General features: G+C 70.6%; 19 protein-coding genes. 11 read left to right on the top strand and 8 right to left on the bottom strand.

The genetic code is table 11. The annotated features are described in order from the left end of the window. Positions 1-162: 162 nt before the first annotated feature. The 10 genes from G328_RS0103570 (at position 163) to G328_RS0103525 (ending at position 10,142) form a co-directional block, all read left to right on the top strand. Positions 163-1,143, top strand: coding sequence for a Bug family tripartite tricarboxylate transporter substrate binding protein (locus G328_RS0103570; protein WP_019617974.1), 981 nt, complete (start codon positions 163-165; stop codon positions 1,141-1,143). Beyond that, positions 1,140-1,787 (top strand): tripartite tricarboxylate transporter TctB family protein, encoded by a 648-nt coding sequence (locus G328_RS0103565; protein ID WP_019617973.1) that lies wholly within the window; start codon positions 1,140-1,142, stop codon positions 1,785-1,787. Before G328_RS0103570 ends, G328_RS0103565 begins: the two co-directional genes overlap by 4 nt. Beyond that, complete coding sequence (locus tag G328_RS0103560) at positions 1,787-3,343, top strand: tripartite tricarboxylate transporter permease (RefSeq protein ID WP_019617972.1); 1,557 nt, start codon at positions 1,787-1,789, stop codon at positions 3,341-3,343. The genes G328_RS0103565 and G328_RS0103560 overlap by 1 nt, the downstream gene beginning before the upstream one ends. A 327-nt stretch (positions 3,344-3,670) precedes the next feature. Then, on the top strand, positions 3,671-4,468 hold the full coding sequence (locus tag G328_RS0103555) for a hydroxymethylpyrimidine/phosphomethylpyrimidine kinase (RefSeq protein ID WP_019617971.1): 798 nt from the start codon (positions 3,671-3,673) through the stop codon (positions 4,466-4,468). A gap of 2 nt (positions 4,469-4,470) precedes the next feature. After that, on the top strand, positions 4,471-5,055 hold the full coding sequence (locus G328_RS0103550; protein WP_019617970.1) for a GNAT family N-acetyltransferase: 585 nt from the start codon (positions 4,471-4,473) through the stop codon (positions 5,053-5,055). Positions 5,056-5,075: 20 nt separating this feature from the next. After that, positions 5,076-5,786 (top strand): deoxyribose-phosphate aldolase, encoded by a 711-nt coding sequence (deoC, locus tag G328_RS0103545; RefSeq protein ID WP_019617969.1) that lies wholly within the window; start codon positions 5,076-5,078, stop codon positions 5,784-5,786. A 73-nt stretch (positions 5,787-5,859) separates the two neighbouring features. Further along, complete coding sequence (locus G328_RS0103540; RefSeq protein WP_019617968.1) at positions 5,860-6,171, top strand: chorismate mutase; 312 nt, start codon at positions 5,860-5,862, stop codon at positions 6,169-6,171. Between the two features lie 20 nt (positions 6,172-6,191). Then, complete coding sequence (locus tag G328_RS0103535) at positions 6,192-7,379, top strand: alanine racemase (RefSeq protein ID WP_040904798.1); 1,188 nt, start codon at positions 6,192-6,194, stop codon at positions 7,377-7,379. Beyond that, complete coding sequence (locus G328_RS0103530) at positions 7,376-8,746, top strand: D-arabinono-1,4-lactone oxidase (protein WP_019617966.1); 1,371 nt, start codon at positions 7,376-7,378, stop codon at positions 8,744-8,746. The genes G328_RS0103535 and G328_RS0103530 overlap by 4 nt, the downstream gene beginning before the upstream one ends. Before the next feature lie 19 nt (positions 8,747-8,765). Beyond that, positions 8,766-10,142: an NAD(P)/FAD-dependent oxidoreductase gene (locus G328_RS0103525; RefSeq protein WP_019617965.1), complete on the top strand. Its 1,377-nt coding sequence runs from the start codon at positions 8,766-8,768 to the stop codon at positions 10,140-10,142. A gap of 126 nt (positions 10,143-10,268) precedes the next feature. Here G328_RS0103525 and G328_RS0103520 read toward each other — a convergent pair whose 3' ends face one another. Next, the gene (locus G328_RS0103520; protein ID WP_019617964.1) at positions 10,269-11,627 is read right to left on the bottom strand and encodes an aspartate aminotransferase family protein; all 1,359 of its coding nucleotides are present in this window, start codon (positions 11,625-11,627) and stop codon (positions 10,269-10,271) included. Between the two features lie 131 nt (positions 11,628-11,758). Here G328_RS0103520 and G328_RS0103515 point away from each other — a divergent pair, with 131 nt between their 5' ends. After that, positions 11,759-13,270: a PucR family transcriptional regulator ligand-binding domain-containing protein gene (locus tag G328_RS0103515; RefSeq protein WP_019617963.1), complete on the top strand. Its 1,512-nt coding sequence runs from the start codon at positions 11,759-11,761 to the stop codon at positions 13,268-13,270. A 142-nt stretch (positions 13,271-13,412) separates the two neighbouring features. Here G328_RS0103515 and G328_RS0103510 read toward each other — a convergent pair whose 3' ends face one another. The 7 genes from G328_RS0103510 to mvk all read right to left on the bottom strand — a co-directional run bounded on the left by G328_RS0103510 (position 13,413) and on the right by mvk (position 21,418). After that, positions 13,413-14,912, bottom strand: coding sequence for a CoA-acylating methylmalonate-semialdehyde dehydrogenase (locus G328_RS0103510; RefSeq protein WP_019617962.1), 1,500 nt, complete (start codon positions 14,910-14,912; stop codon positions 13,413-13,415). Between the two features lie 119 nt (positions 14,913-15,031). Next, positions 15,032-16,186 (bottom strand): hydroxymethylglutaryl-CoA synthase, encoded by a 1,155-nt coding sequence (locus G328_RS0103505; protein ID WP_019617961.1) that lies wholly within the window; start codon positions 16,184-16,186, stop codon positions 15,032-15,034. Positions 16,187-16,191: 5 nt separating this feature from the next. Continuing rightward, positions 16,192-17,241, bottom strand: a complete 1,050-nt coding sequence (locus G328_RS0103500; RefSeq protein ID WP_019617960.1) for a hydroxymethylglutaryl-CoA reductase — start codon at positions 17,239-17,241, stop codon at positions 16,192-16,194. Next, a complete protein-coding gene (fni, locus tag G328_RS0103495) occupies positions 17,238-18,419 on the bottom strand; it encodes a type 2 isopentenyl-diphosphate Delta-isomerase (protein ID WP_019617959.1) in 1,182 nt (393 codons plus the stop codon). Before fni ends, G328_RS0103500 begins: the two co-directional genes overlap by 4 nt. After that, positions 18,340-19,443, bottom strand: a complete 1,104-nt coding sequence (locus G328_RS0103490; protein WP_019617958.1) for a phosphomevalonate kinase — start codon at positions 19,441-19,443, stop codon at positions 18,340-18,342. Before G328_RS0103490 ends, fni begins: the two co-directional genes overlap by 80 nt. Then, on the bottom strand, positions 19,440-20,423 hold the full coding sequence (mvaD, locus tag G328_RS0103485) for a diphosphomevalonate decarboxylase (RefSeq protein ID WP_019617957.1): 984 nt from the start codon (positions 20,421-20,423) through the stop codon (positions 19,440-19,442). The genes G328_RS0103490 and mvaD overlap by 4 nt, the downstream gene beginning before the upstream one ends. Then, a complete protein-coding gene (mvk, locus tag G328_RS0103480; RefSeq protein WP_019617956.1) occupies positions 20,423-21,418 on the bottom strand; it encodes a mevalonate kinase in 996 nt (331 codons plus the stop codon). The genes mvaD and mvk overlap by 1 nt, the downstream gene beginning before the upstream one ends. Positions 21,419-21,543: the final 125 nt, after the last annotated feature.

Below are 21,543 nucleotides of genomic sequence, written 5' to 3'. Positions count from 1 at the left end.
CGAAGTCAACCACATGCGTGACCGAAATGACCAAAACCACCATTACTCGACGAAACACGTCAAGGCCTTCGGGAGGTTCGTAGGGTTTTCCCAGTGCGGGCAGGGCCGCTCGCGCGCCGGTGTTTCCAGAACAACTGGTGTTTCCAGAACAACGGAGTTCAGATGGGCAAAATCATCCGCAACCTCATATTCGGGGTCGTTGTCGCCGTCGTCGCGGTCTTCGCGTTCGGCAATGCGATCAACACGGCCTCGAACTCGACCGTGCGGTCGAAGATCACGATCATGGCGCCCGCCGCGCCCGGCGGTGGCTGGGACGGCTTCGCGCGCACGGCACAGCAGACCCTGCGCAGCGACGGCATCGTCGCGAACGCGCAGGTCGTCAACGTGCCCGGCGCGAGCGGCACGATCGGCCTCTCGCAGTGCGTGCAGATGGCCGGCCGCGACGACTACCTCATGGTGACCGGCGGCGTCATGGTCGGCGGCATCGCCGTGTCGAAGCCGAACGAGACGCTCGAAGACGTCACCCCGATCGCGCGCATCGCCGACGACTACGCGGCCATCGTCGTGCCGTCGGACAGCGACATTCAGGACCTCGACGACTTCATCGCCGCGTGGCAGGACGACCCGACCGGGTTCTCGTTCGCGGGCGGCTCGCTCGGCTCGATCGAGCACCTCACAACCGCGATGCTCGCGGGCGAGGTCGGCATCGACCCGGCCGACGTGAACTACATCGCCTACTCGGGCGGCGGTGACGCGCTCAGCGCGATGCTCTCGCACACGACGACGGCGGGCGCCTCGGGCTATAACGAGGTCGCACCGCAGATCGAGGCGGGCCAGCTGCGGCTCATCGCGATCTCGGCGCCCGACCCGGTCGAGGGCGTCGACGCCCCGACCCTCGTCGAGGCCGGCTACGACGTGCAGATGACGAACTGGCGCGGCTTCGTCGCCCCGCCGGGAATCACCGACGAGCAGAAGCAGGAGCTCGTCGACATCGTCACCGAGATGCGCGACTCCGAAGAGTGGACCGCCGCGCTCGAGCGCAACAGCTGGACCGACACCTACCTGGTCGGTGACGAGTTCGAGCAGTTCATCGAACAGCAGCAAGAAGAGGTCAACGCGATCGTGGAGGAGCTCGGACTATGACCGCAACACCAACGCGCGACCGCACGACGTCGCGCCCCCGCACCATCAAATGGGGCGACGTCCTCGTCGCGGCCATCGGCCTCGCGATCGCCGCCGTGCTCGTCTTCGGCGCCCTCACGATGGAGGTGCGCGGCCAGGCCGTGCCCGGCCCCGAGTTCTTCCCGCTGCTCGTCGCTGTGCTCCTCACCGTCATGAGCGGCTACCTGCTCGTGCGGGCGCTCATCCCCCGCAAGCGCGTCGAAGAGCACGCCGCCCTTCGCCCCGACGTCTCGAGCGACATGCTCACCGACGTCGGCAACGCGAACACGCAGGTGATCGCGCTCGAGCACCGTGAGGCGGATGCGCAGCTCGCGGCGAGCGCGCCGGCCCCGGCGGCCGACGATGACGGCCCGACCCACGAGATGAACTGGCGGGCGACGCTCATCACCGCCGGCTCGGTACTCGGGTTCATCCTCGTGCTGCCCCTGCTCGGCTGGATCATCTCGGCGGCGCTGCTCTTCGCGGCGATCACCCTCGGATTCGGCTCGAAGCGCATCTGGTTCAACCTCGCCGTCGGCCTGCTCATCAGCGCGATCGTGCAGCTCGTCTTCAGCGGCCTGCTCGGGCTCACGCTGCCCGCCGGCTTCATTGGGGAGATCTTCTAATGGAACAGCTCGAAATGCTCATGCAGGGGTTCGCTTCGGCGATCACCCCGATCAACATGCTCTGGGTGCTCCTCGGCGCCGTCATGGGCACCGCGGTGGGCGTGCTGCCCGGCCTCGGCTCGTCGATGGCCGTCGCGCTGCTGCTGCCCGTCACCTTCTCGCTCGACCCGACGGCCGCGTTCATCATGTTCGCGGGCATCTACTTCGGTGGCATGTTCGGCGACTCGACCGCGGCCATCCTGCTCAACACCCCGGGCCAATCGTCGGCGATCGCGTCGACGTTCGAGGGGCACAAGCTCGCGCTGAACGGGCGGGCGGGGCAGGCGCTCGCGACCGCCGCGATCGGCGCGTTCATCGGAGGCCTGCTCGCGACGATGCTCACGGTGTTCCTCATGCCGTTCCTCATGCAGCTCGCGACGATGTTCGGCCCCGCCGAGTACTTTGCGCTCGCGGTGTTCGCGTTCCTCGCGGTGTCGTCGGTCGTGTCGGAGTCGGTCGTGAAGGGGCTCATCGCCCTCGGCATCGGCCTCGCGCTCACGTTCATCGGCATCGACGGACCCTCGGGCACCGAGCGGTACACGTTCGGCGCGCCCGAGCTGCTCGACGGCTTCTCGATCGTCGTCATCACGGTCGGTCTGCTCGCCCTCGGCGAGGTGTTCGACCAGGCGTCCAAGGTCGGCACCGAGGCGATGGAGACCCCGATTCAGCAGCGCCGCGCGATGCTCGGGTGGAAGGACTTCCGCTACGCGCTGCCCGCCTGGCTGCGCGGCACCGCGTTCGGCCTGCCCTTCGGGATCGTGCCGGCCGGTGGCTCCGAGGTGCCGACGTTCCTCGCCTACGGCACCGAGAAGTCGCTCGCGAAGCGTCGCGGCGACAAGGAGTTCGGCACGACCGGCTCGCTGCGCGGCCTGGCCGCGCCCGAGGCCGCCGGCAACGCGACGACGGGTACCGCGATGGGCACGCTGCTGGCGCTCGGCCTGCCGGTGTCGTCGACCGCGGCGATCATGCTCGCGGCGTTCCAGCAGTACGGCCTGCAGCCCGGGCCGCTGCTGCTCACGAACAACGCCGACCTCGTGTGGACGCTGCTCGCGTCGCTGTTCATCGGCCTCGCCGTGCTGCTCGTGCTGAACATGTCGCTCGCCGGCGTGTGGGCGAAGCTGCTCAGCGTGCCGAACCACTACCTGTATGCGGGCATCACGGTGCTCTCGGTGCTCGGCGTCTACGCGGTCGGCTCGTCGATGAGTGACCTCTGGGTGCTGTTCGCGATCGGCCTGCTCGGCCTCGTCATGCGCCGCTACCGCGTGCCGCTCGCGCCCGTCATGATCGCCGTCGTGTTGGGTCCGCTCGCCGAGACCGAGCTGCGCCGCGCGCTCGCGGTGTCGGAGGGTGACGTCTCAGTGCTCTGGGGCTCGCCGTTCACGGTCGTGCTCTACATCGTGCTCGCCGGCGCGCTCGTCGTGTCGCTCGTGCAGCACCTGCGGCACCGTCGCAGGGCGGCGCTCGAGGCGAAGACGGTCGCGGTGCGGCTGCCCGACCCCGTCGACGCCGAGCGGTAGGCGCGTGGCCGGCGGCGCGCATCCGTTCGCGCCGCCGGCCCTGCCGAATGCAGGGGTCTGGGTCGGATGCCGTGGGCAAGTGTGACCCCGGCGCCCAACTCAGCCCCCTGCATCCGTCGTCACGACCTCGAACGCAGTGGGCGCAGTCGGATGCGGTGGGCAAGTGTGCCCGCGGCTCCCGACCGCGCCCACTGCCCTCAGTGCGGCGGCCAAGCGCTCGGCGCGGCGGCCCCGCGGTCGGCCGCGGGTTCCGCGGGCGAGTACGCTGGTGAACCACATTCATTACGTGCGCGATGCCGCGCATCCCGCCAACTGAGGGGACGAATCATGACCAACCCGCCCATCACGTTTGTCATTGCCGGCTCGGAGGCCACGGGCGGTGCCGGGGTGCAGGCCGACCTGCGCACGCTGCAGCAGCTCGGCGTGTACGGCGCCGCGACGCTCACCTGCATCGTGTCATTCGACCCGAACGACGGCTGGAACCACCGGTTCGTACCGATCGACTCGCAGGTGATCCGCGACCAGGCCGAGGCGACGCTCGCCGACTGGACCCCGAACAGCGTGAAGATCGGCATGCTCGGCACCGTGCCGACGATCGAGACGGTGCGCGACATTCTCGCCGCGGCGAAGCTGCCGAATGTCGTCTGCGACCCCGTGCTCATCTGCAAGGGGCAGGAGCCCGGCGCCGCGCTCGACATCGACAACGCGCTGCGCGGCGAGATTCTGCCGCTCGTCGACGTCATCACGCCGAATTACTTCGAGACCTGCACGCTCGCGGGTGTTGAGTCGATCGAGTCGGTCGCCGCCCTCGGCGACGCCGCGAAGAAGATCGGTGACGCCGGCGTGAAGGCGGTGCTCGTGAAGGGCGGCATGGCGATGCCCGGCGACCACGCGGTCGACGTGCTCTGGGACGGCTCCGAGCTCGTCGAGTACTCGCGCCCGAAGGTCGGCACGAACGCCGTCTCGGGCGCTGGTGACTCGCTCGCGACCGCCGTCTCGGCCGGCCTCGCGCAGGGCAAGTCGCTGCACGACGCGGTCGACGCCGCGAAGGAGTTCGTGACCGAGGGCATCCGCCGCGCGCTCGTCGGCAACACGCCCTTCGACGTCGTCTGGCAGGGCGAGTAGCCATGCGGCTGCCTGCGGCTGACGAGGTGCTCGTCGGCCGCGCCGTGCGGCTCGAACCATACGACGCGGCCGACGCCGACGAACTCGGCGCAGCGATCTGGAACGACAAGGTGTTCGCGGGCGGGTTCGGCGGCGGGGTCGCGGCCCGGCAGGGTGGCACCGGGTTTGCCGAGTGGTTCGAGGGGTACCGACCCCGCGGTGAGGGCGCCCGCACGTACGTCGTTCGGCTCGATGGCCGCGCGGTCGGCACGTCGTCGCTCTACCGCGCCGACTTCGTGAACGGCGGCGTCTGCATCGGCTACACCGCCTACTCGCCCGAGGTGTGGGGCACGCCGGTGAATCCGGATGCGAAGCGCACGCTCCTCGAGGTAGCGTTCGGTGGCGGCGCACACCGGGTCGTGTTCGAGGCCGACAACGCGAACTCGCGCTCGCTCGCGGCGATCGCGAAGCTCGGGGCCCAGCGCGACGGGGTGTTGCGCGAGGACCGGCTGCGCGCCGACGGCACGTGGCGCTCGACCGTCGTGTTCTCGATTCTTGAGCAGGACTGGCTGGGCGTGCGCGCGGGGCTCGACGCGCGGCTCGGGTAGTGCGTGCGAGAATTGTCCGCATGAACGCCGGGGTTACGCGAGCCGAGCTCGCCAAGTACATCGACCACACGCTGCTCGCGACCGACGCGACGAACGACGACGTCGTCGCCCTCTATCAGGAGGCCCGCGAGCTCGGCACCTTCTCGATCTGCGTCTCGCCGAACATGTTGCCGGTCGGTGCGGCCTGGTCGCCCGGCGTCGACCCGGATGCGGCGGAGACGCCCGCCGACGGGCCCGCGATCTGCACCGTGATCGGCTTCCCCTCGGGCAAGCACCACTCGAGCATCAAGGCGGTCGAGGCGGCGAAGGCCGTCACGAATGGCGCCGACGAGCTCGACATGGTGATCGACATCGGGCAGCTCAAGGCCGGACACGCCGACCTCGTGCAGCAGGACATCGAGGCCGTGCGCCGCGCCGCGCCCGCGCCGACCCTGCTCAAGGTGATCATCGAGTCGGCCGCGCTGACCGACGCCGAGATCGTCGCCGCCTGCCAGGCCGCCGAGGCCGCGGGCGCCGACTTCGTGAAGACGTCGACCGGGTTCCACAAGGCGGGTGGCGCATCCGTCGAGGCCGTTCGTCTCATGCGCCAGACCGTCGGCGACCGCCTCGGCGTGAAGGCGTCGGGCGGTGTGCGCACGTACGAGGATGCGCTGCGGATGATCGAGGCCGGCGCCTCGCGACTCGGCATGTCGTCGTCGGCCGCGGTGCTCGCCGAGGCGCCCGCGGAGTAGGTGCTGCGGCGCCCCTTGTCGGGTGCCCACACACGCTGCCGGAGTCGGAGCGCGGAGCCGATACCATCGACGCATGGTGTCAGCAGCGCAGCAACAGCACGCCCTCGAGGAGCTCGGGCGTATCCGCGCGTCGATCGACAATATCGACGCGAGCCTCATCTACATCCTGGCCGAGCGCTTCCGCTGCACGCAGCAGGTGGGTGAGCTGAAGGCGAAGAACGACCTCCCCGCGAGCGACCCCGGCCGCGAGCAGGAGCAGGTGGAGCGGCTGCGCCAGCTCGCGCACGACGCGAACCTCGACCCCGAGTTTGCCGAAAAGTTCCTCGGCTTCATCATCGCTGAGGTGATTCGGCACCACGAGCGCATCGCGGCCGAAACCAAGTGATGCGCCGCGCGCAGTTGTCGATGCCCGAGCCGCTGCGCCGGGCGGGCGCCGAGCTCGCGGCACCGTGCGCGATCATCGACCTCGACGAGTTCGACAAGAACATCGCCGCCATTGCCCGCCGCGCGGCCGGCACCCCGGTGCGGGTCGCGTCGAAGTCGCTGCGCACGAACGCCGCGATTGAGCGGGTGCTTGAGCATCCGGGCTTCCACGGCGTGCTCGCGTTCACGCTGCCCGAGGCGATCATGCTCGTCGGCCGCGGCCACCGCGACGTCGTGCTTGGGTATCCGGTCACCGACGCCCCCGCGCTGCGGGAGCTGCGGGCGGATGCGCTCCTGCGGCGGTCGATCACGCTCATGGTCGACTCGGTCGACCAGCTCGACTACATCGAAACGGTCGCGCCGGGGCGCGGGCACCTGCGCGTCGCGATCGAGGTGGATGCGTCGTGGCGGCCCGCCGAGCGGCTCACGCACGGCGCGGTGCACGTCGGCGTGCGGCGCTCGACCGTGCGCACACCCGAGCAGGCCGCGGTGCTTGCCCGGAGCATCCGTGCCCGCCCGCGCTTCAAGCTCGTGGGCCTCATGGCGTACGAGGCGCAGGTCGCCGGGCTCGCCGACGGCGACCTGACGGTGCACGGCGCGGCGACGCGGATGATGCGGCGCCGGTCGATCGTCGAGATCGCGGCCAGGCGCGCGGCCGTCGTCGAGGCCGTTCGTGCCGAGGTCGGCGAGCTCGAGTTCGTGAACGGCGGCGGCACGGGGTCGATCGAATCGACCGTTGCCGAGGCGTCGGTTACCGAGGTCGCGGTCGGGTCGGGGCTGTTCGCGCCCGTCACGTTCGACCGCTACGTCGCGTTCCGGCACCGCGCATCCGCCTACTTCGGCCTCGACGTCGTGCGGAAACCCGCCGACGACATCGCGACCCTGCACGGCGGCGGCTGGGTCGCCTCGGGCGTGCCGGGCGACGACCGACTGCCGACGATCGAGTGGCCCGAGGGGCTGCAGTTCACGGCGCTCGAGGCCGCCGGCGAGGTGCAGAGCCCCGTGCACGGGCCCGCCGCCCGCGGACTACAGGTGGGCGACCGGGTGTGGCTGCGGCACGCGAAGGCGGGCGAGCTCGCTGAACGGGTGTCCGAGTTCGCCGTGATCACCAGTGGAAGAATTGACACGTTTTGGCCGACGTACCGTGGGGAAGGACTCGCGTTTCTATGACCGAACACGAAACCGAAGGCGCCCCGCAGCGGGCCGCGCGATCGAAGCGGCGCGCGAACGCGTGGCGCAACTGGTCGGGTGGCGTGAGCGAGACGTCGACGCTCGTCGCGGGCCCGACGAGCGAGACCGCGGTGAAGGCGCTCATCATCGGCGCCGCGGGCTCGGGGCTGAAGATCAAGTCGGTCGGGGCCGGGCACTCCTTCAACGACATCGCGGCGACCGAGGGGCTGCGGCTGCACTTCGATGACTACCGCGGGCTCGTTTCGGTGAATTCGGACACGAACGTCGCGACGTTTCGCGCCGGTACGAAGCTGCACGAGCTGCCGAAGCTGCTGAAGCCGTACGGGCTCGCGCTCGCGAACCAGGGCGACATCGACGCGCAGACGATCTCGGGCGCGATCTCGACCGGCACGCACGGCACCGGCCTCGGGTTCTCGGGCCTGTCGGGCATGGTGAAGTCGCTGCGGATGGTGCTCGCCGACGGGTCGGTCGTGTACTGCGACGAGCGGACCCACCCCGACCTGTTCGAGTTTGCCCGCATCGGGCTCGGCGCGCTCGGCGTGATTCTCGAGGTGGGGCTGCAGTGTGTGCCGGCGTTCCGCGTCGCCGCGGCCGAAGACACGATGCCGCTCGACGAGGTGCTCGACTCGTTCGTCGCGCAGGCGCGCACGCACGACCACGTTGAGTTCTTCTGGTTCCCGCACGCCGAACAGGCGCTCGTGAAGACGAACCGTCGGCTCGCGCCGGGTGAGGAGCCCGACGAGTCGTACGCGCCGCAGACGGCGCTCGCGAAGTTCGTTGACGAAGAGGTCGTGCAGAACTGGGCGCACCAGCTCGTCGTGTCGCTCGGCTCGGTCGCGCCCGGCCTCGTGCCGAAGGTGAACCAGTTCGCGGCCGGCATGATGGGGCACCGCCACTACGTCGACGACTCGCACGGGGTGTTCGTGAGCCAGCGCCGCGTGCGCTTCAACGAGATGGAGTACGCGGTGCCGCTCGAAGACGGCCCCGAGATCGTGCGCGAGATTCGGCGGATGATCGAGGCGCGCGACTGGCGCATCTCGTTCCCCGTCGAGGTGCGCTGTGCCGGCGCCGACGACGTGCCGCTGTCGACCGCGTACGGCCGCGACTCGATGTACATCGCCGTGCACCAGTACGCCCGCGAGTCGCACGTCGAGTATTTCGGCGCGATCGAAGAGGTGCTCGTCGCCGCCGGCGGCCGCCCGCACTGGGGCAAGCTGCACACGCTCGGTGCCGACGACCTGCGCGAACGCTACGACCGCTTCGACGACTTCATCGCGCTGCGCGGCGACGTCGACCCGAACCGGGTGTTCGCGAACCAGTACCTGACGCGCACGCTGGGGGTGTAGCGGGCGGAGAGGAGCGGACATGATCAATGGCGAGGTGTCGCACTGGTGGCATGAGGTTGGGATGCCCACACCGCGGCCCGCGCTCGAGGGCGACCTCGACGTCGACGTCGCGATCGTCGGCGGCGGATACACGGGGTTGTGGACCGCCTACTACCTCAAGCGGGCGCGCCCCGGCCTGCGCATCGCGGTGCTCGAGCAGCGCTTCTGCGGTTTCGGCGCCTCGGGACGCAACGGCGGCTGGCTTACGAACAGCGTCACGGGCGGCATCGAGCAGTACGTTCCGACGCACGGGCGGGACGCCGCCGCACGATTCCAGCTCGCGATGAACGACACGGTCGACGAGGTGATCGCGGTCGCCGAGCGCGAGCACATCGACGCCGACATCGTGAAGGGCGGCGACCACGAGGTCGCGTACACGCGCGCGCAACTTCGCCGCCGCGACGCCGCGCTGCGCGACGACGAGGCGTGGGGCGGCATCGGCGGGTGGGAGCCGCTCGACGCGGCCGCGGCCCGCGATCGCATCAACGTCGCCGGCACGCTCGGCGGCATGTGGTCGCCGCACACCGCGCGCATCCAGCCCGCGAAGCTCGCAGCTGGCCTCGCGGATGCGGTGGCTCGGCTCGGCGTCGAGATCTACGAGGGCACGCGGGTTGCGGAGATTCGCCCGCACGAGGCCGTCACAGCGCACGGCACGGTGCGGGCCGGCACTGTGGTGCGCGCGACCGAGGGATTTACCGCCGGATTGCCCGGCCTGCACCGCGAGTGGCTGCCGATGAACTCCTCGCTCATCGTCACCGAGCGCCTGAGCGCCGCGATGTGGGCGCACCTCGGCTGGGAAGGCCGCGAGGTACTCGGCGACTTCGCGCACGTCTACATGTACGCGCAGCGCACCGCCGATGGTCGCATCGCGTTCGGTGGCCGCGGCGTGCCGTATCGCTGGAACTCGCAGACCGACCGCGACGGCGTCACCCAAACGGTCACGGCCCGGACGCTGCACGACCTCCTCGTGCGGTTCTTCCCGGTGCTCGCAGGGGTCGACCTCGACCACCTCTGGTCGGGCACGCTCGGGGTGCCGCGTGACTGGGCGGCGAGCGTCGGCTATGACCCTGCGACCGGACTCGCACACGCTGGCGGCTACGTCGGCACGGGTGTCGCGACGACGAACCTCGCGGGCCGCACCCTGCGTGACCTCATTCTCGGCGACGCGACCGAGCTCGCCGGGCTGCCATGGGTCGGCCATCGCGTGCGGCGCTGGGAGCCGGAGCCGCTCCGCTGGCTCGCGACCCGCGTTATCTACGGTGCGTACGGCGCCGCCGACCGCGCCGAGTTCCGCGGCCGGGCGACGACGTCACCCCTCGCCCGGGTCGCCGATTTCGTGAGCGGCCGGGCGCACTAACCTGCCCCGTCCATCCGCCCCGCCCATCCACCCCCCAAATACCCACAGTTGAGTGGTCTGAAGTTGCTGTTCTGAGCGCTCAGAACAGCAACTTCAGACCACTCAACTGGTGGCTAAAGAGGCCCGTTACGCGACGGGTTCGGCGCGGAGGACCTCGGCGATCGTGTCGAGGCCGCGGCGCAGCTCCTCGGGCGAGATCGTGCAGGGCGGCACAACGTGGATGCGGTTGTCGCTCGTGAACGGCATGACGCCGCGCGCGATGAGCGCCGACTTCACGCGGCCCATGTACTCGGCTGAAACCGGGGTGCGGGCCGCGGCATCCGACACGAGCTCGATCGCCCAGAACACGCCCGTGCCGCGCACCTCGCCGACCACCTCGAGCTCGTCGGCAAGCTCGGCGAGGCGCGGCCCGATCACGTCGGTGCCGAGCACGCGGGCATGCTCGACGACGCCCTCGTCTTCCATCGTCTCGATGACGGCGACCGCGGCCGCCGTGGCGAGCGGATGCCCCGAATAGGTGAGCCCACCGGGGAACACGCGCTCGTCGAACGAGGCGGCGATCGGCTCCGAGATCACGATGCCACCGAGCGGCACGTACCCCGAGTTCACGCCCTTCGCGAAGGTGATGAGGTCGGGCACGACGTCGTGCGCCTGGAACGCGAACCACTCGCCCGCGCGCCCGAACCCGGCCATGACCTCGTCGGCGATGAAGACGATGCCGTACTTGTCGGCGAGCTCGCGCACGCCGCGCAGGTAGCCGGCCGGCGGCACCATGATGCCCGCGGTGCCCGGAATCGACTCGAGCAGAATCGCGGCGACCGTGTCGGGCCCCTCGCCCTTGATGACGGCCTCGAGGTGCTGCAGCGCGCGCTCGCACTCCTGCTCCTCGCTCTCGGCCCAGAAGTCGCTGCGGTACGAGTACGGCCCGAACACGTGCACGTGTCCCGTCGCGTACTCGTTCGGCTGCCGGCGCCAGTCGCCCGTCGCGACGATCGCCGCGCCCGTGTTGCCGTGGTACGAGCGGTACCGCGAGATTACCTTGTCGCGGCCCGTGTGCAGGCGGGCGAGGCGAATTGCGTTCTCGTTCGCGTCGGCGCCGCCGTTCGTGAAGAACACCTTCGCGAAGCCCTCGGGGGCGTGCGACAGGATGAGCTCCGCCGCCCGCGCGCGGGTCGCGTTCGCGTGCGCGGGGGCGATCGTGAGCAGCGTGTCGGCCTGCTGCTTGATCGCCTCGATCACGCGCGGATGCTGGTGCCCGAGGTTCGTGAAGACGAGCTGGCTCGAGAGGTCGAGGTACTCGTTGCCGTCGAAGTCGACGAGAGTCGAGCCGTGCGCCGTCTTGATCGGCAGCGGCGCGAGCTTCGCCTGGGCCGACCACGAGTGGAACACGTGCGAGATGTCGTGCTCGGCGACCTCGGCGTTGCTCAGCGCGGGGGCCGCAGGATACGCGGTGTCGGTCGTCTCGGTCGCCTTCGTGTCGGTCACAGGTGCTCCTTCGTCGTGGTCCGAATACTCCCCAGCATCATCCCTCTCGCGCCCGAGTGCGAGTGCCGGTGTGTCGAATCGTACGCGCCCAGATCGACACTTCGGCCAGGCCACGGGATACGCTGGGTCGCGTGGCGATCACCCTGCGAACCCTCATCGACGACTCGGCCCTCGGCCTGCGCCTCGCCCGGCCGCTCGACACGCGCGACGCGCAGCTCGACGCGCCGATCTCGTGGGCGCACTCCTCGAACCTCGAGCATCCGTCGCCGTGGCTCGAGCCGGGCCAGCTGCTGCTCACCGACGGCACGCAGTTCGGCCGCCAGCACAGCGCCGAAGCCGAGGCGGACATCGCGAACGAATACGTGCGCCGCCTGCGCGACGTCGGCGTCGTCGGGCTCGGCTTCGCCGTGAACGTCGTGCACGCGCGCGTACCCGACGAGGTCGTCGCCGCGTGCCTCGCCCACGACCTGCCGCTCGTGCTCGTGCCGTCGTCGACCCCGTTCATCCGCATCAGCCGCACCGTCGCCGACGCGATCGCCGCCGAGCGCACCGCCCGCCTCGAGTGGTCGGACCGCGCCCAGCGCGCCGTCGCCCGCGCGACGCTGCGCCCCGACGGGCTCGCCGCGACGCTGCGCGAGCTCTCGACGCAGCTCGACAGCTGGGTCGCGCTCTACGACGCCCTCGGGCGCCGCGTGCCGGTGCAGATGGCGCGCCCCGTGCCGCCCGACCTCGAGGAGGAACTCGCCGAGGCGGTCGCGGGCCAGCTTCGCGGCCGCCGGCGCGCATCCGCCCGCCTCGCCTCGACCGAACACAGCGTGACCCTGCACACGATCGGCCAGCCCGACCGCCTGCGGGGCGTGCTCGCGATCGGCTCCGACGCCCCGCTCGACGCGGCCGGCGCGCAGCTGCTCGCGAGCGTCGTCGGCATCGCCTCGATCGCGATCGAACAGTCGCGCGTGCTCGACAGCGCGCGCCGCGGCCTGCGCACCGGCGTGCTCGAGCTCTACCTCGCGGGCTCAGCCACGGCCGCGGGTGCCGCGCTCGCCGAGCTCGGCAGCTGGGTGCCGACGGGGCGCATCCGCGTCATTGTCGTGCACGGCGCGGGCGAAGCCGGCTTTCTCGACGAGCTCGAGCTGCTCGCGGCATCGGGCCGGCTCGCGTTCGCGCGCCGCGGCGACGAGCTCGTGCTGCTGCAGCCCGACGGCGCCGAGATGCCCGCCTTCATCGAGCGAGAGGGGCTCACGGCTGGCGTGTCGACCGAGGTCGGCGTCGACGACATCGCGCAGGGCTACACGGATGCGCGCCACGCCGCCTCGCGCGCGGCCCGCGCGGGCGAGGTGGTCGAGTTCGATCGCCTCGCCGAGCACGGCCTGCTCGCCTGGCTCGACGCCGAACAGGGGGAGCTGCTCGCGGCCCGGATGCTCGACGGCCTGCGCGCCCGCCCCGATGCCGACGAGCTCATTGCGGCGCTGCGCGTGTGGTTCCGCCACAACTGCGCGTGGGATCCCGCGGCGCGCGAGCTCGGCATCCACCGCCACACGCTGCGGTCGCGCATCGCGCTCACGGCCGACGCGACCGGATACGACCTCGACGACTTCGCGGCGCGGGCGCAGCTCTGGCTCGCGCTCGAGCTTGCGCGGTAGGCGCGCGCATCCAAGCCCGCCCCATCCGCCCCCATCCAAGCCCCATGGGTTGTCAAAAAGGCACCCTCGAGCCGAACTCGAGGGTGCCTTTCTGCCAACCCATGCGGGCGGCGGGCGGATGCGCCGGACTAGTCGGTCTGGACTAGTCGGTCTGCGGGAACCCGAGGTTGATGCCGCCGTGGCTCGGGTCGAGCCAGCGGGTCGTGATCGCCTTCTGCTGCGTGAAGAACTTCACGCCCTCGGCGCCGTGGGCCTTCGTGTCGCCGAAGAGCGACTGCTTCCAGCCACCGAACGAGTAGGTCGCGATCGGCACCGGAATCGGCACGTTGATGCCGACCATACCGACCTCGATCTCGCGCTGGAAACGGCGGGCGGCGCCACCGTCGTTCGTGAAGATCGCGGTGCCGTTGCCGAAGGCGCCCGAGTTGATGAGCTCCACGCCCTCCTCGTACGACTGCACGCGCACGACGGCGAGCACGGGGCCGAAGATCTCCTCGGTGTACACCTTTGACGAGGTGGGAACCTTGTCGATCAGGGTCGGACCGAGCCAGAAGCCACCGGCCTCGCCGTCGACCTCGATGCCGCGGCCGTCAACGACAACCTCGGCGCCGTCTTCGATCGCGACGTCGATGTAGCCCGCGACCTTGTCGCGGTGCGCCTCGGTGACGAGGGGGCCCATGTCGCAGCCGCGGCGGCCGTCGCCGACGCGGAGCTGGCCCATGCGGTCAACAACCTTCGAGATGAGCTCGTCGGCGACGGGCTCGACCGCAACGACGACCGAGATCGCCATGCAGCGCTCACCAGCCGAGCCGAAGCCTGCGTTGATCGCCGAGTCGGCCACGAGGTCGAGGTCGGCGTCGGGCAGCACGAGCATGTGGTTCTTCGCGCCGCCGAGGGCCTGCACGCGCTTGCCGTGTGCCGTGCCGGTCTCGTAGACGTACTTCGCGATCGGGGTCGAACCCACGAACGACACCGACGCGACGTCGGGGTGCGTGAGCAGCGCATCCACCGCCACCTTGTCGCCGTGGAGCACGTTGAACACGCCGTCGGGGAGTCCCGCTTCCTTCCACAGCTGGCCGAACCAGTTCGCGGCCGAGGGGTCCTTCTCGGAGGGCTTGAGCACGACCGAGTTACCGGCGGCGATCGCGATGGGGAAGAACCAGCCCGGCACCATGGCGGGGAAGTTGAAGGGTGAGATGATCGCCGCGACGCCGATCGGCTGCTGCACCGAGTGGATGTCGAAGCCGGTCGAGACCTGCTCCGAGAAGTGGCCGCGCAGGTGCGACGTGATGCCGCACGCGTACTCGACGACCTCCTGCGCACGCGAGATCTCGCCGAGCGCGTCGCTGAGCACCTTGCCGTGCTCCGAGGTGATGATCTCGGCGAGCTCTTCCTTGCGCTCGTTGAGGAGTTCGCGGAACCGGAAGATGATCGCGGTGCGCTTCGCGAGCGACACGTCGCGCCACGAGAGGTAGGCCTCGCGGGCCGAGGCAACGGCCTGCTCGACGTCGGTCTGCTCGGCGAGCACGACGCGCTTCGTCTCGGTGCCGAGGGCCGGGTCGAAGACGGGCGCGGTGCGCGAGTTCTCGGGGCTGACTTCGGCGCCGCCGATCCAGTGAGGCAGGGTGGGAAGGTTCGTCATTGCGGTCCTTTCTCGAGGTATGTCCTTACATTGTCATGACCTGCGAGCCCGCGAACTATCGGATATGTCGAACTTTCTGCGGGTTATTGCCAGAGTGGCACTCGTGGTGCCCCCGCCCCCTACGCCGTGCGCTCGTACTGGCGCGCGCCGCCGCGAATGCCCGAGAACCGGAACGGCGCCGTCGTGACGCGCTCGGTCTCGACGTCGGTGCCGCTCGGTAGCACCGTCTCGTGCAGCTCGACGTAGCGGTCGAAGTCGATCGACTCGCGCGTCGCGAGCTCGGTCTGAATCGGCTCGACGTGCACGTGCTCGGCGTAGCCCGGCACGACGGTGCCCGTGAAGTACTCGCCGATGCTGCCCGAGCCGTAGCTGTAGAAGCCGATGCGCTTGCCCGCGAGGTCGTCTTCGTGGTGCAGCAGCGCGGCGAGCGCCGAGTAGATCGACGCGCCGTAGCTGTTCCCGAGCACGCGGTTGTAGGTGAAGCTCGACTCGAGCACCTCTTCGCCGACCTCGCCGCCGGCGTGCTGCACGAGCTTGCGGTGGCCCTTGCGCGCCATCTTCGTGAAGGGCTGGTGGTAGAGGAACCGGTCGATCTCGGCGATGTCGTGGCCGCCGTTCGCCCGGTAGTCGTCCCACGACCCCATGAGCGCGTCGAGGTACGCGGTGAGCGAGAGCGCGCCGTCGACGATCGCGGTCGTCGAGTCGTTCGGGCGCCAGAAGTCGTTGACGTCGGCGCTGTACATGCCGGTCTCGGCCTCGATCTCGACGAGGCGCGGGTTCGCCGTGACGAGCATCGCGACGGCCGCGGCGCCCTGCGTCGGCTCGCCCGACGAGTCGAGCTCGTAGCGGGCGATGTCGCTCATGACGACGAGCACCTTCGCGTCGGGCTCGCGCACGAGCGAGCTGATCGCGGTCTGCAGCGCGACGGTGCCGGCGTAGCAGGCCTGCTTGATCTCGGCCACGCGCATGTTCGACGGCAGGCCGAGCAGCCCGTGCACGAACATCCCGCCCGACTTCGACTGGTCGACGCCCGTCTCGGTCGCGAACAGCAGCTGGCGGATGCCCTCGGTTCCGGTGCGCTCAAGCAGTCGGGCCGCGGCGGTCGCGGCCATCGTGACGGCATCTTCGTCGGGGGCGGGCACTCCCATGCGGGTCTGCCCGAGCCCGAGCTCGAACTTCGCGGGGTCGACGCCGCGGGCGTTTGCGAGCGCCTCGAGGTCGAGGGCGTAGTGGGTCGTCGCGAGCTCGATGTCATCGATGCCGAAGCTGGCCATACGGGTTACTTCCCTTCCTTGCGCTCAAGCGCGATGTGCGAGCGCATGAGCTCGCCCGGATTCGTCTGTGCGGCGAGCAGCGACAGTTCGCCGCACAGCACCGCCGCCGCGATCATCGCCGCCAGGCGACGCGAGTTCGCGCCAGGCTCGCGCTCCTCCCGGCAGCCGAGCCGCGTCAGCGCCTCTTCGACGGCCGGGAGATCCTTGCCATTGCCAACCGTACCGACGATCAGGTGCGGAAGCGTGCACGAGAAGTACAAACCTTCTTCGCGAGCTTCGGCGTAGGTGATGCCCTGCGAGCCCTCGACGATGTTTGCCGCATCCTGCCCCGTCGCGAGATAGAAGCCGAGCAGCATGTTCGCGTAGTGCGCGTTCGCCGAGCGCAAGGCGCCGGCGATCGTCGAGCCGACGAGGTTTTTGCGCACGACGAGGTCGACCATGCGGTCGGTCGAGGTGCGGAGCTTGTCGCGCACGATGTCGTGCGGAATCAGGATCTCGGCGACGACGTTACGGCCACGGCCGAGCACGCCGTTGACGGCGGTCGCCTTCTTGTCGCTGCAGTAGTTCGCCGAGACCGAGCCGTAGTCGAGCCCGAGCTCCCACGACAGGATGAGGTTCATGAGCGTGTCGGCCGCCTGCGTCACCATGTTGTGGCCCGAGGCGTCGCCCGTCGTGAACGCGAAGCGCAGGTAGAGCAGGTTGCCGACGATCTCCTCGTGCACCTCGATGAGGCGGGCGAAGCGGCTCTGCGCTGCGACGGCGTCGCGCAGCTCGTCGGCCCGCGCCGAGATCTGCTGCCAGGCCTCGAACGCGTGGCCCGCATCCCTTGCGACGAACAGCGACGAGCGGGTCATGCGCTCGTCGACGACGGTCGCGCGGATGCCGCCCTCGACGAAGCGGGATACGCGGGCGCCGCGCCCGACCGACGGCCACAGGGGCGTCTCGTAGGTCGCGAGCGGCACCTGCACCTCTTCGTTGAGCGCGTTGCCGCTGATGCGAATCGGCCCGACCCAGCTCGTGGGGATGGGCGTGAAGAGCTGTTCGCGCTGGGTCATCGGGACTCCTCGTCGGATCGTTGGGCGGGCTGGCTTCGGTTGGTCAGTGCGGTCAGGTCGATGCCGCGCAGCTCGGCGAACTCGCGGGCGCGGCCGCGCACGAGCAGGTCGGTGTGCGCGAGTGCGGCGGGCGTTTCGGCGCCGAGCAGCGCGTGGAGCATGCGGAGCTCGGTGCACCAGCGCTCGAGCGCCGCGGCGGTGCGCTCGGCATCGCCCTCGAGCGCGAGCGTCAGGAAGGTGCCGGCGACGCCAACCGCGCGGGCGCCGAGCGCGAGCGCCTTCACGACGTCGTAAGGGGTGCGCACGCCGCCCGAGGCGAGCAGCTGCGGGCCGTCGGCCGGGGCGTCGAGCAGGCAGGCGACCGCGGAGCTGCCGTGCGCCGCGAGGTACGCGAAGCCGTCTTCGCCGCGGGCGCTCTCGATGCGGGCGAAGTTCGTGCCGCCCGTGCCGCTCACGTCGGCGATGCGCACGCCGATGTCGGCGAGTCGCCGCAGGGTGCGGCGGCTCAGGCCGAACCCGACCTCTTTCACGATGACGGGCACGCCCGCGGCCGCGACGGTCGCCTCGACGCCGCGCAGCCACCCGCTGAACTCGCGGCTGCCCTCGGGCATCACGGTCTCCTGCACCGCGTTCACGTGCAGCTGCAGCGCGTCGGCGCCGAGCAGCTCAACGGCGCGGCGGCCGTGGTCGGCGGGGCGGCCAGCGCCAATGTTCGCCATGACGAAGCCATCGGGGTTCTCGTCGCGAATGACGGTGAAGCTCGCGGCGGCGTCGGGGTCGTCGATCGCGATGCCGACCGAGCCCGAGGCCATCGGCAGGCCGGCGACCCGCGCGGCCCGGGCGAGGGTGCGGTTCACGCCGAGCGCCGTGTCGCTGCCGCCCGTCATGCCGTTGATGTAGAGGGGAACGGGCCAGGTCCAGTCGCCGACGTGCGCCGCGAGGTCGATGCGCTCCACGTCGATGCCGTCGAGCGCGTGATGCACGAACTCGACATCGTCGAACTCGTTGCGCGCCGCGGGCTCGCGACGCTGCTCGGCGGCGAGCCGAATGTGGTCGTCCTTGCGCGTCGATCCCAGGCTGCGCGTGGCGCGGTCGTCGCTAGCGATCGTTCTCGGCCCCCTTCGGTGCCCCCTTCGCGGCGTGCACCGCGAGATCCAGTCGGCGGATGCCCGCCGCATCCCAGTCTCGCAGGATCGCGTCGCGGTCGGCGCTCGTCGGCGCGAGCACGATGCCGCAGTCGCCGCCGCCCGCGCCGGACGGCTTCGCGGCGGCGCCGTTGCGCTCGGCGACCTCGCAGAGGGTGCGGAGCTTGTCGGTCTCGATGCGGATGCCCGTGTTCTCTCCGAGGCCCTGCAGCAGGCCGCGGGCCTCGCGCAGAATGTCGAGCGCGGCCGCGCTGTCGCCCGTGAGGAGGGCGCCGACGAGCGAGTCGACGAGGTTGCTGCTCTCGACGATGAAGTCGCCGTGGCGCGGGTCGCTCGAGGGGCTCTTGCGCTCGACGCCGCTCACGAGGCGCTCGGTGGAGGCGGGCGAGCCGGTCCAACCCACGAGGAGCTCGAGGCCGGCCGGGCTCGGCAGCTCGGTGACGCTGAACGGGTCCCAGCCGCTCGAGGCCAGCGCATCCGTCACGCTGCCGCCCGCGAGGTCGACGAGCAGCTGTGCGCGGTCGGGGCCGGTGTAGCGAATCCAGCCGCCGAACGTGCTCGCGGCGAGGTCGCCGCCCGAGCTGCGCGGCGACACCGTGGCGGTCGCGAGCAGCGCGAGCTTGAACCGCTCGACGAGGCTGAGGCCGAGGCCGTAGTACTCGTCGATCGCGCCGATCGTCGCGACGACGACCGCCGCCGACGAGCCGAGGCCGAACTTGCGGCCGCTCGGGTCGTCGAGCTGGCTGTCGATGTGGAGGTCGTAGTAGTGCGGCTCGAGACCGCGCTCGGTCGCGAGGCGCTCAATGATGTCGATCGCGGCCATGACGTAGTCGACCGGCTGGTGCTCGATGACGATGCCGGAGCTGTCGTCGTCGCGGGTCCACACGACGGGCATGCGGCCGTACTCGCTCGAGAACACGCGGCCCGCGCCGTCGCTCTCGGTGAGGCGCACCGTGAGGCAGCGGTCGACCGCGATGAGTACGGCGGGAACGCCGGGCTCAACGACGGCGTACTCGCCGGCGATGTAGAGCTTGCCGGGGGCGTGAACTTCGATCAACGTGCAACCTGCCCGTCTTCGTCGGAGTCGAGCAGGTGGGCGCCGGGGCCGGGCCCCACAATGCGCACGGGGCCGTACTCGGCAAGGGCTTCGGCGACGCGCTCGGCGTCGCCCGGGCGCGTGATCGCGACGACGTTCGGGCCGGCGTCGGCCGTGCCGTACGCCTCGATGCCGCCGTCGCGCAGCGCGCGAATCTTCTCGAACACCGCGATCGAGCTTGGCGCGAGGTAGCGAATCGGCGGGTCGCACGCCTGAATCGCCGCGTGCATCCGCATCGCGCTCAGCTCGGTGATCTCGCCCATGCGGGTGAAGTCGCCGGCCGCGCACGCGTCGAGCATCTCAGTGAGCGACGCCTCGGTCGAGGTGACCCAGGCGTCGAGGTACGGCGATGTCGCGATCGTGCGGCGCATCGCCTCGCGGCTCGAAATCTCTTTGTTGCCGGCGTCGAGCACGACGACGACCATGCGGATCTCGGGCGCCTCGACCCGCTCGGCAAACGACGACTCATCGTCGGTGCCGGCGTGCCAGACCGCCATCGAGTCGATGACCGAACGCGTCGCCGAGCCCGAGCCGCGCCGCGCGAGGCGGCTCACGCTCGCCGGGTCGGTCGAGAGGCCGTATACCTGCGCCGCCGCGAGGGCGAGCGCCGCGAAGCCCGAGGCCGACGAGGCGAGGCCGGCCGCGGTCGGCACCTCGTTGTGCGAGCGCACGATGGCGCGCTCGCGGCGGCCCGACCGCTCGCGCACGAGGTCGAGAAACGCCACCACGCGGCGGCGCGGCTCGCCGTCGACCTCGGCGCCGTTCAGCTCGAAGACATCGTCGGTCGCGTCGGGCGCGAGCGTCACGGTGGTCGTGGTCGGATACGCGTCGAGCGTCATCGACAGGCTGCCGGTGAGCGGCAGCATGAGTTCGGCGTCGCGCTTGCCCCAGTACTTGACGAGCGCCATGTTCGGGTACGCGCGGGCGGTGGCCGTGGTCATTACGAAGCCTTCAGGGTCATGCTCCAGACGCGGGCCGCCCCCGCGGTCGTCAGGGCATCGGCGAGCTCGCCGGAGGCGGCTGGGGTGGCGGCCAGGGCAATGATGCAGCCGCCGAGTCCGCCGCCCGTCAGTTTAGCGCCGAGCGCGCCCGCGGCCCGCGCGGCCTCGACGAGCGAGTCGAGTTCGGGTGAGCTCACGTCGATGCGCCCGAGGTGCGTGTGGGCCTCGTTGAGGCTCGCGCCGAGCAGGTCGGCGTCGCCCGCGGCGAGCGCGTCGCGCGCCTGCAGCGTGAGCTCGCCGAGGCGCCCGATCGCGTCTTCGACCATCTCGGGCTCGGTCGCGAGCAGCGCGCGCACGCCGGCGAGGGCCGGGGCGGTCGCGCTCGCGTTGCCGGTGTCGGCGATGACGAAGCCGAACTCGGCGCCGACGGTGAGGTCGGTGGTCTCGCCCTGCTGGAAAAGGAGGGGAACGTCGGAAACCACCGTGCGCGCATCCAGCCCGCTCGGCGTGCCGTGGGCGATGCGCTCAGAGGTCTGGATGAGCTCGTAGCGCTCGTCGTCGGTGAGGTCGACGCCCGACGCCTCGCTCGCCGCCTCGACGATCGCGGCGGCGACGGCGGCCGACGAGCCGAGGCCGCGGGCCACGGGAATCGTCGAGCGGATAGTGACGCCCACCTCGTCTTCGGCGAAGCCCACGACCCGGCTCACGGCGCGCACGGCCGCGCGCACCGGCTCGACCTCGTCGGGTGCGACGGTCGACAGGCCGACGTAGAGGTCGCTGTCGATGTGGGCGGCGTCGTAGCGGCGCAGCTCGACCTGCGCGGTGACGCTCGTGACGGGCAGCGCGATCGCCGGCTGGCCGTAGACGACGGCGTGCTCGCCGATGAGAATCACTTTGCCGTGCACCTCGCCGTGCCCCAGCGACCGCACCTCAGAGGCCCGCGCGAGGCGGAGTGCGGCGGTATCGGGCGTGTTCGGGTGAAGCGGATGATTCATACGTTGGCTACGCGTTCGACGTCTTTCGTGGGAGGAGTGCTGCATCGATTCTTGCGCATCGTGGGCCGACCTCGCTGAACCGATGGCCGTTCGACGTGTGCGCTCAGGCGAAGCGCGCGACCGGG

This window comes from [Zimmermannella] faecalis ATCC 13722 (assembly GCF_000381765.1).
Taxonomy (GTDB): domain Bacteria; phylum Actinomycetota; class Actinomycetes; order Actinomycetales; family Microbacteriaceae; genus Gulosibacter; species Gulosibacter faecalis.
This window is presented reverse-complemented; position numbering and strand designations above follow the sequence as displayed.

Excerpts from the sequence above, each read along its gene's own strand:
- G328_RS0103570 (WP_019617974.1), top strand. The coding sequence starts at position 163 with ATGGGCAAAATCATCCGCAACCTCATATTCGGGGTCGTTGTCGCCGTC.
- G328_RS0103565 (WP_019617973.1), top strand. The coding sequence starts at position 1,140 with ATGACCGCAACACCAACGCGCGACCGCACGACGTCGCGCCCCCGCACC.
- G328_RS0103560 (WP_019617972.1), top strand. The coding sequence starts at position 1,787 with ATGGAACAGCTCGAAATGCTCATGCAGGGGTTCGCTTCGGCGATCACC.
- G328_RS0103555 (WP_019617971.1), top strand. The coding sequence starts at position 3,671 with ATGACCAACCCGCCCATCACGTTTGTCATTGCCGGCTCGGAGGCCACG.
- G328_RS0103550 (WP_019617970.1), top strand. The coding sequence starts at position 4,471 with ATGCGGCTGCCTGCGGCTGACGAGGTGCTCGTCGGCCGCGCCGTGCGG.
- deoC (WP_019617969.1), top strand. The coding sequence starts at position 5,076 with ATGAACGCCGGGGTTACGCGAGCCGAGCTCGCCAAGTACATCGACCAC.
- G328_RS0103540 (WP_019617968.1), top strand. The coding sequence starts at position 5,860 with ATGGTGTCAGCAGCGCAGCAACAGCACGCCCTCGAGGAGCTCGGGCGT.
- G328_RS0103535 (WP_040904798.1), top strand. The coding sequence starts at position 6,192 with ATGCCCGAGCCGCTGCGCCGGGCGGGCGCCGAGCTCGCGGCACCGTGC.
- G328_RS0103530 (WP_019617966.1), top strand. The coding sequence starts at position 7,376 with ATGACCGAACACGAAACCGAAGGCGCCCCGCAGCGGGCCGCGCGATCG.
- G328_RS0103525 (WP_019617965.1), top strand. The coding sequence starts at position 8,766 with ATGATCAATGGCGAGGTGTCGCACTGGTGGCATGAGGTTGGGATGCCC.
- G328_RS0103510 (WP_019617962.1), bottom strand. The coding sequence starts at position 14,912 with ATGACGAACCTTCCCACCCTGCCTCACTGGATCGGCGGCGCCGAAGTC.
- G328_RS0103505 (WP_019617961.1), bottom strand. The coding sequence starts at position 16,186 with ATGGCCAGCTTCGGCATCGATGACATCGAGCTCGCGACGACCCACTAC.
- G328_RS0103500 (WP_019617960.1), bottom strand. The coding sequence starts at position 17,241 with ATGACCCAGCGCGAACAGCTCTTCACGCCCATCCCCACGAGCTGGGTC.
- fni (WP_019617959.1), bottom strand. The coding sequence starts at position 18,419 with ATGCGGCGGGCATCCGCCGACTGGATCTCGCGGTGCACGCCGCGAAGG.
- mvaD (WP_019617957.1), bottom strand. The coding sequence starts at position 20,423 with ATGACCACGGCCACCGCCCGCGCGTACCCGAACATGGCGCTCGTCAAG.
- mvk (WP_019617956.1), bottom strand. The coding sequence starts at position 21,418 with ATGAATCATCCGCTTCACCCGAACACGCCCGATACCGCCGCACTCCGC.